Source organism: Streptomyces sp. NPDC090445 (genome assembly GCF_044769385.1).
GTDB lineage: Bacteria > Actinomycetota > Actinomycetes > Streptomycetales > Streptomycetaceae > Streptomyces.
In genome coordinates, this window is sequence record NZ_JBIVXV010000003.1 from 384,096 (window position 1) to 397,388 (window position 13,293).

3 protein-coding genes are annotated in these 13,293 nt (G+C 73.2%); all 3 read right to left on the minus strand.

All coding sequences use genetic code 11. The features are described 5' to 3' along the window. Positions 1-84: 84 nt before the first annotated feature. The 3 genes from ACIQUT_RS09850 to ACIQUT_RS09860 are packed head-to-tail and all read right to left on the minus strand — an operon-like array spanning position 85 to position 13,290. Complete coding sequence (locus ACIQUT_RS09850; RefSeq protein ID WP_403561275.1) at positions 85-5,724, minus strand: aminotransferase class III-fold pyridoxal phosphate-dependent enzyme; 5,640 nt, start codon at positions 5,722-5,724, stop codon at positions 85-87. Next, positions 5,721-9,902: an SDR family NAD(P)-dependent oxidoreductase gene (locus tag ACIQUT_RS09855; protein WP_403561277.1), complete on the minus strand. Its 4,182-nt coding sequence runs from the start codon at positions 9,900-9,902 to the stop codon at positions 5,721-5,723. The genes ACIQUT_RS09850 and ACIQUT_RS09855 overlap by 4 nt, the downstream gene beginning before the upstream one ends. Next, positions 9,895-13,290 carry an amino acid adenylation domain-containing protein gene (locus ACIQUT_RS09860; RefSeq protein ID WP_403561279.1) on the minus strand — a complete coding sequence of 1,132 codons (3,396 nt, stop codon included), beginning with the start codon at positions 13,288-13,290 and terminating at the stop codon, positions 9,895-9,897. The genes ACIQUT_RS09855 and ACIQUT_RS09860 overlap by 8 nt, the downstream gene beginning before the upstream one ends. Positions 13,291-13,293 lie beyond the last annotated feature (3 nt).

Genomic DNA, 13,293 nt, shown 5'->3' on the forward strand with positions numbered 1-13,293 from the left:
GGCCGGCAGGCAGGCAGGCCGACACGACGGCGGTCGGGCCCCCGCACGGGGGAGCCCGACCGCCGTCGTCCTGCGCCCGACCGCTCAGTCGGACGTGCGCGCGTCCAGCGCCTCGACGAGAGCCCGCAGCGGACGGTTCTCGAACACCATGCGCACGGGCCGCTCGACGTCGACCTCCTCACGGAACCGCTGAGCCAAGTGCACCGCGGAGATGGAGTTGCCGCCCACCGCGAAGAAGTCGTCGTCCAGGCCCACCTCTTCGAGACCGAGCAGCTCGCGCACGTGCTTCAGAACGACCTGCGCCACCCTGCCCTGCTGCGCCGTCCCCGTGGAATCCGATGCCTCCCCGCCGGCCGCGGCAGCCGCCTGGGCCGCGAGGAGCCCGTGGACGGGGCCGCCGGACGTTTCCGCGGCGTCCGGTCCCTCGCCGTACGACAGGAGTCGGGCCCGGTCGTGCTCCGTCAGACCGTCCAGCGCGTCCAGGCGCTGCCCGGCGTCGTCCAGCATGGCGCGCAACAGGGTCAGGTAGTGGTGCGGCAGCCGCTCGGTCAGCTCCGCCGCGAACAGCTCCTCGGCGATGTCGAAGTCGAACCGGTGCCCCTCGGCCGTCTCCAGGACGTTGACCGCGACAGCGTAGGCCGTGTACCGGATCGGCAGTGCCTCGGCCTCCGTGACGCGCACCGCGTGCAGGGCCGGCGGGGCCAGCTCGCGGTCGAAGGCGATCGAGGTGCCGAGCAGGTTGCTGCGCAGCTCACCGCCCGTCCCGCCGAGCTCGGCGACCAGGTCCGAGAAGGGGTGGTTCTGGTGCTCCAGCGCATCGAGCAGCGCCTCCTGCACGTCGCCGAGGAGTTGGGCGACGGTGCGGTCCCCGGCCGGCCGCAGCCGCAGCGGCAGCACGTTGGTGCAGTAGCCGACCACCTCGTCGAACTGCGGGGGCCGACGGGCCGCGGCGACCGGCAGCACCACGTCGCTCTGTCCGGTGAGCCGGTGGAGCGTCGCCGCCCACGCGGACACCAGGTAGGCGAAGACCGTCACGCCCGCGTCGGCGGCCGCCGAGCGGAGCCGGTCGGCCAGCTCACGGTCGACGGCCACGCTGTGCCGGGAGGCCCGGTACGGAGGGGTGCCCGTCGCCTTCGTCGTCGGCAGGGCCAGTTCCGGGGCACCGGCCAGCACCGCGTGCCAGTGGTCGCGTTGACGGGCGGCCTCGTCCCCGGCGCGGAAGTCTTCCTGCCAGCCGAGGAAGGAGCGGAACTGGACGGCGGGCGGCAGATCGGCGGCGCTCCCGGTGGCGGCCGCGTTGTACAGCGCGAAGAGGTCGCGCAGGATCGTGACCGTGGACCAGCCGTCGGCAACGGCATGGTGCACCATCAGGAGCAGGAGGTGCCGCTGCGCGCCGGTGCGGATCAACGAGACGCGGAAGGCCGGGCCGTGTTCGAGGTCGAACGGCCGGTCCGCCTCGCTTTCGAGCATCCCGGTCAGGTCCTGCTCGTCCTCACAGACCCGCTCGGTGAGGACCTCGTCCCATGTCGACCGGCCCGGGTCGTGGACGATCAGCGTCTCGCCGTCGGCGCTGAAGGTGGTCCGCAGCGACTCGTGCCGGGCCACCAGGCCCGTGACGGCGGTGCGCAGCGCGGCCGGGTCGAGCGGCCCCTCCAGCCACAGCGACGTCGACAGGGCATAGGCGAGGGATCCCGCGTCCCCGATCTGTGCCAGGGCCCACAGCTGCTTCTGGGCCAGGCCGGCCCGGGGTGCCGGGGCGGCGGTCGCGGCCGCGCCGGTCGTGGCGGCGGCGGTCGCGGCCGCGCCGGTCGTGGCCGGTGCGGTGCCGCGGCCCGAGGCGGCGCCGCTCGCCCTGCCCAGCACGCCGTTGTCCCGCATCTCGCGGATCGAGTCGTTCACGGCCTCGCGCACATGGTCCAGATCGGCCTGCTCGTGCGCCGTGGACAGGAAGCAGTTGCGCCACTCCCACATGAAGACGCCGCGGTCGATGAGGTTGTAGTAGAAGAGGTCCACGTTCACGTCGTGCTCGAACCGGAACAGGGAGGAGAACCGCCGGATCTCGATGGGCGCCTCCAGCTCCCGCAGGTCCTCGTTCAGCTGGTCGACGAACCGCTCCGTCTTGCGGTCCAACCCCTCCTGGAGACCGGGGCCTTCGGCACGCAGGTGATCCAGTACGGCCTTGGAGGCGACCATGGACAGCGGGTGCTGGTTGAAGGTGCCGCCGAAGAAGGTGGACTCCACCGCCGGATACGTGTCGTCGCCGAAGTTCCAGACGCCGCCGTCGATCGCGTCCATCACCCCGCCGCGCCCGGCGACCACTCCCAGCGGCATGCCGCCGCCGATGACCTTTCCGTACGTCACGATGTCGGCCTCGATGCCGAGCAGCCCCTGCACGCCGCCCGGATGGCAGCGGAAGCCGGTCACCATCTCGTCGAACATCAGCTTGATGCCGTGGGCCGTGGTGATCTCCCGCAGCCGGTGCAGGAACGCCGGATCCTGCTCGCCGGGGTGACGGGTGGTCACCGGCTCCGTGACGACCGCGGCGAGCTCCGAACCGTGCTTGTGGATGAAGTCCAGCGCCTCGGCGGAGCCGAACTCCAGGACGTAGACGCTCTCCACCGCGCTGGGCGAGATCCCGGCCGCGATGGGCTGGGAGCGGAGGCGGCCGTTGTCGTAGCGAGGTGCGGCGAGCACCCCGTCGGAGTGCCCGTGGTAGCCCGTGGAGAACAGGACGACCTTGTCGCGTCCGGTTGCCGCCCGTGCCAGCCGCAGCGCGGTGATCACGGCCTCGCTGCCGGTGTTCACGAAGGCGACCCGGTCCATCCCGGTGAGTTCCAGGATGCCCGCCGCGACGTCCTCGACCAGCTCCGTGCGGGGGCCGAGGACGAAGCCCCGTTCCGTGTGCTCCCGCAGCGCGTCCATGACGAGCGGTGGGTTGTGGCCCAGCAGGTGGACGCCGAAGCCCATGGTGAGGTCGACGTACTCGTTGCCGTCGACGTCCCACAGCCGGCCTCCGCGTCCGCGCTCGGCCGCCAGCGGGTAGAGCAGCTCCTTGGTGGAGGGCCGGAAGCCGATGGTGGACCGGCTGTCGGACACCATCGGCCGGAAGCGCTGGGCGAACTCCTTGGAGCGGCGCGTGCGGTCGCCGTACCGCTTGACCAGGGTCTCCAGGTAGCGGGCCCGACGGGCGGACTCGGCCGGAGCGGCCGCGGCGGCCCGCTTGCCGGGAGCGAGTGGCACCTGCGGCCTGTCCGGGGCGGAGGACGCTGCCTGCCCGGATGCGGGGAGCGCCGGGGCCGGCCGGGGCCCGCTCTCGGCGGCGCTCGCCGGGGAAGCGGTGCCGGCGACGGCAGCGGGCGCGGGACCGGCAGCGGCCTGGCCTCCCATCAGCTCCAGCTGGCGTTGCATCACACGCAGCTGCTCCATCGCGAGGCGCTCCAGCGGCGACGGCGAAGCCGGATCCCGGTCGGCCGGGGCGCCGACCGAGGTCGGCGCGGTGGCGAACGGGGCGGGTGCCACCGGCACTGCGGGAGCGGCGACCGGGTGGGAGACCGGCCCGGCGACCGGCGGCCCTGCGACCGGCCCGGTGACCGGCCCGGTGACCGGAGTGTCGACGCCGCCCGTCGGCTCCGTCGGCGCCGGCCCTGCCAGACGCTCGGCCGGCGCGTTGACCCGCAGATGGCCCGCGAGTTCGGTCAGGGTCCGGAACTCCGAGAAGAACTGCCGCAGCGAGAGCCTGCACCCGTAGCGGTCCTCCAGCACCGGCAGCACGCTGAGCAGCAGCATCGAGTCCCCGCCCAGTTCGAGGAAGGGCACATCCGGGTCGAGGTCCTCCGGAGCGATCTTGAACCGCTCCGCGACGATGGCGATGAGTTCCGGCAGGATGGGATCCACGTACGGTGCCTCGCTCTTCACTTCTTCGATGGACGGGGATGACGTGGCCTCGACCGCATCGGCCACGGTGGCGCCACCGGCGTCACCGACTTCCTGCACGCCCCGGTCCTCGCTCGCCGGGGTCTCGGCGGGCCAGTGGCGCTTGCGCAGCATCGGATGCGTCGGCAGCGGCAGGCGCCGCCGACGCTCTCCCGGATAGAGCTCGCTCCAGTCGACGGCCTCTCCGGCGAGCCAGCGGCTGCCCAGGTCCTGCAGGGCGTCACCGGACAGCCGCGGCGCGTCTCCCGTCATGGCGTCGCCGTCGCGGTACGCGGCCCGCCGCAGGCTCCGCGCCGCCTCGGCGCAGTCACCGGCGATCAGCACGCGCCGGTAGCGGTGCGCCTGCCGCCCGCGCTGGAGCGTGTAGGCCACATCGGCCGGGTTCAGGTCCGGGTGCTCCTCCAGGTGCCGGCGCAGCTCCGTGGTCGCCACGTCGAGCGCCTCCCGGCTCTTGGCGGACAGCACGATCAGGTGCCGCCGCGCCGCGGAGGGCTCGTTCGGGACGTCGGCGGCCTCCTCCAGGACCACATGGGCGTTGGTGCCGCCGATGCCGAGCGAGCTGACCCCCGCGATGCGCCGGCCGGACGGCGGGTCCCAGTCGCCGGACTCGGCGCTGACATAGAAGGGAGAGCCGATGAGATCGATCTCCGGATGGGGCACGTGGAAGTTGAGACTGGCCGGGATCCGCCGGTGGCGAAGGGCGAGGACGGTCTTGACCAGTCCGGTGATGCCGGCCGCCGCGTCGAGGTGCCCGACGTTGGCCTTCACGGAACCGATCGCACAGTACCCGTGCCGTTCGCCGCCGAAGGCCTGGGTCAGCGCCTTGATCTCGATGCTGTCGCCCAGCGGGGTCCCGGCGCCGTGCGCCTCCACGTACGACACCTCGGCCGGGTCGACCTCCGCGGCTTCGAGTGCCTCGCGTACGGCCCGCGCCTGTCCGGCGACACCGGGAGCGGCGTAGCCGGCGCGCTGTGCCCCGTCGTTGGTGAGGGCCGAGCCGCGGATCACCGCGAGGATCGGGTCGCCGTCGGCCTCGGCGTCCTCCAGGGGGCGCAGCACGACGACGCCCGCGCCGTCGCCGAAGATCAGCCCATTGGCGGAGGCGTCGAAGGGGCGGCAGCGGCCGTCCTGCGAGCGGGTGCCCCCGGGCCGCCACAGATACCCGGTGTGTTGCGGGATGCGCAGGGCGACGCCGCCCGCCAGTGCGATGTCGCACTCGCCGTCGAGCAGTTGCCGGCAGGCCAGGTGGACGGCGACGAGCGAGCTGGAGCAGTAGGTCTGGACGGTGAAGGCGGGCCCGGTGCAGCCGAGCTTGTAGGCGATCTTGGTGGCGAGGGCGTCCGGCTCGTTGCTGGCCTTGATGAACTCGTCGGTGACGTTGTCGTATTCGGGACGGTTCAGCAGATCGCCGTATCCGCTGCGGCGGGTGCCCGCGTACACGCCGATGGCCCCGTCGAAGGTCCCCGGTCCGTGTCCGGCGCCCTCCAGCGCCTCATGGCAGAGCTCCAGGAAGATCCGCTGCTGCGGGTCCATGAGTTCGGCTTCCCGGCCCGTGTAGCCGAAGAAGGACGCGTCGAACCGGTCGATGTTCCGCAGGTGGGCGCCGCGCCTCACGTAGTCGGCGTCGGAGAGGAGCGCCGGGTCCACGCCGGTCCGCCGCAGTTCCAGTTCCGTGTAGTCCCGTACGGCCTCCCGGCCCTCGTCCAGGGCGGCCCAGAAGCTGTCCAGGGTGTCGCTGCCGGGGAAGCGCCCCGCCATTCCGACGACGGCGATGCTCGATTCCTTGTTCATCCGTCCGAGCCCCTTCGGCGAGTGCTGCGGCCACGAGCCCGCCGTGCCGCGCGTTGCGTGGACATCCCCTGGTCAGCCGGCGCACCCTGCTCCAGGTGCGCCGCGAGATGGTCGATCGTCGGGTTCTCCAACAGGTCGGTGGTGGTCAGGGGCGTCCGGAGCTCGTCCGTGATCCGCCGGGCGAGCTGTACGGCGAGCAGGGAGTCGCCGCCCATGTCGAACAGGCTCTGGTCGAAGCGGTCGACCTCGGTGCGCAGTACTTCGGACCACAGCGTGGCCAGGGTGCGTCGCAGGTCTGCGCCTGTGCCGTGCCGTGGGGGACGGTTCTGCGGGGCGCTCCGCGCCGCGGCCGAGGGCCGGGTCCAGCGCCGGATCCGGTGTTCCAGATCGCTGGTGGACACCGCCAGCCGGTTGTGGGAGATGCAGCGCAGGGCCAGGTCGAAGACCTCGGCGCCTTCCTCGGGGGTCAGGGCCAGCTGCCGGACCTCCTGCCAGGCCTGGGAGCGGTGGTCGCCGGCGGGTGCGGCGGACTCGGGGAAGGCCCAGCCCTCCCAGGCCACGCTCAGCGTGCGGCTGTCACGCTGGGCCAGGGCGTCGAGGAACCGGTTGGCGGCGGCGTACCCGGCGTAGCCGACGCCGCCGACGACGGAGGACAGGGAGGAGACCATGCAGCCGAAGTCGACGGGCCGGTCCGCGAAGACCTTCCGGAGCACCATCGCGCCGGTGACCTTCGGAGCGAGGACCTCCCGCCATCCGGCCCGGTCGGTGCCGTCGATCCAGCGCACGACCTGGTCCGTCGGCAGCCCGGCCGCGTGGAACCAGCCGTTGATGCGCCCGAAGCGGTGCTGCGCGGTGTCGACGAGCGCGGACATGGCGTCGGCGTCGGTGACGTCCGCGGTCCCGACCAGCACCTCACCACCGAGCTGTTCGATGGCACGGATGCGTTCGATGGCACGGCTGACCGGGTCCCGGTGGCCGTGCTCGGCGATCCAGGGGTCGTACGCCTCGGGAGCGGGGAACGCCGAGCGGCCGACGAGGACGAGCCGCGCGCCGGTGCTCCTGGCCAGCTGCTCGGCCAGGGTCAGCCCGATCCTTCCCAGGCCGCCGGTGATGAGGTAGACCCCGCCGGGGACGAGTCGTCCGGGACCGCTCAGCCGGGTGGCGGGCACGGGTGCGAAACCGGGTGTCCAGCGATGGGAGTTGCGCAGGGCCACGGACGGCTCGTCGTCGGCGAGCAGCTCGGCCACGAGGGTGTCCGCCGGTACGTCGTCGGGGCCGAGGTCCACCGTCCGGCAGCGGATGCCGGCGGACTCCTGCCGGATGACGGTGCAGGCGGCGTCGACCATGCCCGAGGCCGGGGAGACCGGCTCGCCGCCCGACACGTCGTGCAGCCCCCGGGTGACGGCGACGATACGGATCGGACCGGCGGCCGGGACCCGGGCGAGGTTCCCGGCCAGGTCGAGGACGCTGAACAGACCACGCTCCAGGGAGGGCTCGACCTCGTCGGCGTCCAGCGGGGCGGCCGGGTCGGTGTCCAGGGTCCACAGGTGCACGATCCGGTCCGGGGGAGGGCCTTCGGACCGGAGCGCGTCGATCAGGGCGCCGTACCCGGCGGGGTCGGCCGGGTCGAGGGTGAAGGATTCCGCGTCCGTCCGACGGAAGCCGTCGCCCTGGCGTACGACGGTGACGCTCGCCCCCCGGGTGCGCAGCGCGGATGCCAGGGAGTCCCCGGTACCGGCGCGGTCGCCGAACACCAGCCAGTGCCCGGTCAGCGCAGGCGCCGCAGGCGCGGGGCCGATCCGCTGCCAGGTCTCGGCGTGGATCCAGTCGGCCGGGTTGCGGCTCCTGCCGTGGGATCCGCGGTCCGACGGCGGCCGCAACCGCAGCTCCCGGCCGTGGAGGGGGTGCGTGGGCAGCGCGACCCGGCGACGCCGCTGCGCGCCGTGCCAGCCGGTCCAGTCCACGGGCGTTCCCGCTTCCCAGAGCTGTCCGGCGACCTGGAGGAGCCGTGCTGTCGCCGGCCTCGGGTCCGGGCCGCCGTCCTCCGCGACGGGCGGCGCTTCGGCCGTCAGCAGCCGCGGGTCGTTCCGCAGCGCGGCGGGAGCCCGGCCCACGACGAGGACGCGACCGGTGTCCGCCGGCCCGGCAAACGCCTCGGCGAGCCGGTCGCCCTGCCAGATGTCCTCGGTCCAGTGACGGGGGTCGAGGGCCCGGGACTCGTCGAGCGCCGTGCCGGTCACGGCGGAGAGGACCGGGATCCGCGGGGGCCGCAGGGTGAGGCGGGGCGCGTCCGGGGCCAGTCCGGCCCGCCAGGCCAGCAGTGCCAGCGCTTCGGACGGTTCCAGGACGTGGGCCAGGCAGCCCGCGAGGAGTTCCATGGCACCCTGGCCGCCGACCGCGCGCGGCTCCACACCCGAACGGGTCCACAACGTCGCGAGGGCGTGGTGGGCGACGAAGTCCGGGAGTTCGGGCTGCCCGGCGGGCGGGGCGAGCCGCTTCCGGGAGCGCCGAAGCGCCTCCCGGACCTCGGGGAGCCGCGCGGTGAGGTCCTGGAAGTCGCCGGGCGCCGCCTCACCGAGCAGCAGTGACACCTGCCCCGGTGCCGCGGGAGCCGAGGAGGCCGGGGCTCGCAGTGCTGCCGCGGCCTGTCGGGCGTCGGCGGCCACGACCGCACGGCGGTGGGCGAAGGACCGGCGGCCCACCCGCAGGGTGTACGCGGCGTCCGCGAGGTCCGGCGCGTCCGGGGCGGTGAGGGCGTCGGCGATCCCGATGGTCTGTTCCCGCAGCGTGTCCTCGGTGCGAGCGCTCACCGCCAGCAGCTGCCAGTCCCCGCTCGACGGGGCCGGCGGCCGGGCGGGGGCCTCTTCCAGCACCACGTGGGCGTTGGTGCCGCCGACGCCGAAGGAGCTCACTCCGGCCCTGCGCGGCGTGTCCCCGCGAGGCCAGGCCATCGGCAGCGTGTTGACGGCGAAGCCACTGCCTGCGAGGTCCATCGACGGGTGCGGGCGCTCGAAGGAGGGGTGTCCGGGGATCTCCCGGTGCTGGAGGGCGAGCACGGTCTTGATGAACCCGGCGATGCCCGCGGCGGCAGCCAGGTGCCCGACGTTGGCCTTGACGGACCCGAGAACGCAGGGCGAGCGGCGGTCACCACCGAGCTCGAACGCCTCGCGCAGCGCGGTGAACTCGATGGGGTCGCCGAGCGCGGTCGCGGTGCCGTGGGCCTCGACGTAGCCGATGCCGGAGCCGTCCACACCCGCGACGGCATGCGCCTCGGTGATGGCGGCCCGTTGGCCGGTGATGCTCGGCGCGGTGTAACCGATCTTGTCGGAGCCGTCGTTGTTCACCGCCGATCCCTTGACCACGGCCAGGACCCGGTCGCCGTCCTCGACCGCCTCGGCGAGCCGCTTCAGCGCCACCATGCCGACACCGTCGCCGAAAGTGGTGCCGGCCGCGGCGGCGTCGAACGGCCGGCAGCGCCCGTCCGGCGACATCATCATCCCGTCCTGGTGCAGGTAGCCGGGGTACGGGTTGGCCACCACGGAGACCCCGCCCGCCAGCGCGATGTCGGACTCGCCCGTCAGCAGGCTCTGCACGGCGAGGTGCACGGCCACGAGCGACGTGGAGCAGGCGGTCTGCACATTGACGCTCGGACCCTTGAGGCCCAGCTTGTACGAGACACGGGTCGGCAGGTAGTCCTTGTCGTTGGTGAGCATGATCTCGGTGCCGTCGTACGACAGCAGGTCGCACGCCCGGGCCACGACGTTGGTGAGATACGTGTTCATGGTGGCCCCGGCGAAGACCCCGATGGCCTCGTCGCCCGGTTCGCCCGCGTACCCGATGGTCTCCAGCAGCTCCCAGGCCGTCTCCAGCATGAGCCGCTGCTGCGGGTCGAGGAGTTCGCCCTCGCGGCGGGTGAAGCCGAAGAACTCGTGGTCGAAGACGTAGGCGTCGGGCAGTGCGGCCGACACCTTGACGAACCGCGGGTCGGCCACCAGGTGCTCCGGCGTACCCGCCCTGGCCAGCTCTTCGTCGGTGTGGAAGGTGCGCAGGTCGTGGCCGGCCCTGAGCCGCTGCCAGAACCGGGTGAGGTCCGGTGCGCCCGGGAACCGGCCGGCCATGCCGATCACCGCTATGTCACTCGGTTGCGGCTCGTGGTCCTCCGAGTAATGGTCAGTCATCCCCGTCCTTCGATGGTTGCGATGTACGCCGGTCGGGGCCGCGGCGCCGTGCATGGGCGCGCGCCTGCCCCGGTACCCGTTCGCGCCGCTTGGAGGCCCGACGCCTGCCCCTGTCCGCGGTCTCGTCCTCGGCCCGGTCGCCGCTGCTCCCCGCCGGGGTGCCGAGCCGCCGGGCCAGGTCGGCGACGGTGGTGAAGCGGAACAGTTCGTTCACGGAGAGGGGCCGGTCCGGGAAGGCCTCCGCCAGCCGGCGGTGCACCTGGAGCAGCAGCATGGAATTGCCGCCGAGGTCGAAGAAGTTGTCGTGGGCTCCGACGCCCTGCCGGTGCAGCACCTGCTGCCAGATGCCGGCCACGGTGTGCTCGGGGCCGTCTGCCGCCGTCGTGGCGGGTCGTCCTTCCGCCGTGGCGGCGGCCTCGGCCACGCGCGCGGCGAGGGCTGCCCGGTCGACCTTCCGGTTTCCGGTCAGGGGCAGTGCGTCGACCAGGAGGACGGACGCGGGCACCATGTACGGGGGCAGCCGGGACCGGAGTTCGGCGCGCAGGTCCGCTTCGGCGGGCGCCGATCCGGGTGCCGGCACGACGCAGGCGACGAGACGCCGGTCGTCCGCCGCGCTGCCCGCGACGAGGGCGGCCGCCCGGGCGACCTCCGGCAGGCCGTCCAGCTGGGCTTCGACCTCCTCCAACTCGACCCGGAAACCGTTGACCTTCACCTGGTGGTCGATGCGCCCCAGGATCTCGACGCGGCCGTCCGGCGTGACCCGGGCCAGGTCCCCGGTGCGGTACATGCGCTCCCCCTCGGCCCCGAACGGGCTCGGGACGAAATGCTCCCCGTCCAGCTCGGGCCGGTGGAGATAGCCCCGGGCGACGGCGGGGCCACTGATGTGGAGCACGCCCGGGATCTCCGGCGGGACGACCTGGCCGTGCCGGTCCAGGACGTGCACCCGGGCGTTGGCCAGGGGCAGCCCGACCGGGACACCCGAGCCGGTGCAGTCCTCGGGACGGACGCGCTGCGCCGTCACGAAGACGGTCGTCTCGGCGGGCCCGTACAGGTTCCACAGGGAGCCGCACCAGTCGAGGACGTCGCGGGCCAGGGGCGCCGGGAGTTGTTCCCCGCAGGAGAAGACGTGCTCCAGCGGCAGGTCGCCGGCACCGCGCTCCCGCAGTACGGCGGCGAGGCCGTGCAGACCGGACGGCGTCAGGGTCAGATGGGTGACGCGCTCCGCCAGCAGCAGATCGTGGAAGAGGTCGGGCGACGTGGCGGTCTCTCCCGGCACGACCACCAGACAGGCCCCGGACAGCAGCGGCGCCCACAGCTCCCACACCGACAGGTCGAAGGCGGTCGAGTGGAAGATCGTCCACACGGCCTCCTCGTCCGGCGGCACGAGTTCGGCGGCCGCGTCCATCAGGCTGAGCACATTGCCGTGAAGGACGTCGATGCCCTTCGGCACGCCCGTCGAGCCCGAGGTGTAGACGGTGTACGCCAGATCCCGGGCGTCGACCGGTCCGGCAGCTGCCCGCCCGTCGGCCGCCCGCCCGGCGGGAAGGTCCGCACCGTCCATGCACAGCGGCCGCGCCCCGAGGCCTTTCAACGTCCTGGCGAAGGGAGTGCGGGTGAGGACGATCCGGGCCCGGCAGTCGGCCAGCAACGTCCCCCACCGGGCTTCCGGATGACGGGAATCGAGAGAGACGTACGCGGCCCCGGCCTTCAGCACGGCGAGGAGCGCCACGACGAGGTCCTCGCAGGGTTCCATGAGCACCGCGACCCGCTCGCCGCGGCGCACGCCCGCCGCACGCAGCCGGGCCGCCCAGCCGTCCGCGCGTTCGTCGAGCTCCCGATACGTGAGCTCGCGGCCGGCGTACCGCAGGGCCACGTGCTCGGCGCGCCGTGCGGCGGTCCGCTCGAAGCGGCGCACCAGGCTGTCGGAGGCGTCGGCGGAGACCGGGGGCAGGCGCCGCGGAAGCGCCTCGTCGGCGTCCGCGACCAGCGGCAGCTCGGTCATCGGCCGGTCGGGAGCCGCCATGGCGCCGCGCAGCAGGCGCTCGAAGTGCGCCACCGCGCGGTGCGCCGCGGCCTCGGAGAACACGGCCTTGCGGTACTTGACGACCCCCAGCAGCCGCTCCGCATCCTGGACGATCTCCAGGATGAGATCGAGCTGGTTCTCCTGCTGCGCCAGTCGGAAGGGGAGCAGCGTCAGTCCTCCCCAGAGGACCGGCGTCGCGTGGGGGACTCCCGTGTACAGCGAGGCGAGTTCGGGGAACCGCTGCGGCTTCTGGTAGATGAACATGGTCTGGAAGACCGGGTTGCGGTCCGCCACCCGGCGCGGCACCAGTTCCCTGACCAGCAACTCGAACGGGTAGTCCTGGTACTCCAGGGCCTCGGCGACCCGGCGCCGGGTGTCCCGCAGCGCCTCGCGGAAGGACGGCGCCGCGGCGAAATCGGCGCGCAGCACCGACGGGTCGACGAAGTAGCCGACACACGCGTCGAAGGCCGGGTCGGTGCGGCCCGCCACCGGAGTGCCGATCAGCACCTCGTCGCTGTCCGTGTAACGGCCGATCAGCGATTGGTAGACCGTCAGCAGCAGGACGTACGGGGTGACCTTCTCCGCCTTGGCGAAGGAGAACACCTCCCGGGCCAACCCGGCCGGAAGCTCGAAGTCGGCCGACGCACCGCCCTCCGACTGCTCCGGGTCGATCCGGAACGCGGGCCACTCACCGACCGGAAGGTCTCCTCCGAGCCGCTCGTGCCAGTAGGCGCGCGCCCTGGCACCCCGCTCGTCGGCCAGCAGGTCCTGCTGGTAGCGGACGAAGTCGGCGTAGCCCACGTTTCGCGCGGGCAGGGTCACCGGCTGCTGCCGGACCTCGCCGGCGTACAGCTCGCCGAGCTCCTGCACGAGGGTGCCCAGGGAGTGGAAGTCGACGACCACATGGTGCAGCACCAGCAGCACCACGGCCTCAGCCGGTGCGACGTCGTACACATGGGTCCGGAACGGCGGCCCGGCCATGATGTCCAGGGGCCTGCGGTAATCCGCGTGCACCCGCTCGTGCACCTGCTCCTCGGTCCACTCCAGGGCCTCGACACGCTCGAAGCCGGGCTCCAGCCATCCGTGGACGACCTGCCGGGCCGAGACGTCCCACCCCCGGAACGTGGTGCGCAGCATCTCGTGCCGGGTGACCAGCGAGCGCACGGCGCCGTGCAGGGCGTCCGCGTCGAACCCGCCGGTGAAGCGCGCGGCGAACCCCACGTTGTACGCGGGGCTCTCCGGCTCCATGTGGTGGAGCAACAGCAGTGAGTGCTGGCCGTACGAGAGCGGGACCTCGGTGCGGGCCTCGCTCGCACGGCGCCGGAGCATCTCCTGGAGGCGTCGGCGCGTGGCGTGGTCGGTCATGCC

Bases quoted from the DNA above. Each gene is read 5' to 3' on its own strand.
- ACIQUT_RS09850 (WP_403561275.1), bottom strand. From the start codon at position 5,724: ATGAACAAGGAATCGAGCATCGCCGTCGTCGGAATGGCGGGGCGCTTC.
- ACIQUT_RS09855 (WP_403561277.1), bottom strand. From the start codon at position 9,902: ATGACTGACCATTACTCGGAGGACCACGAGCCGCAACCGAGTGACATA.
- ACIQUT_RS09860 (WP_403561279.1), bottom strand. From the start codon at position 13,290: ATGACCGACCACGCCACGCGCCGACGCCTCCAGGAGATGCTCCGGCGC.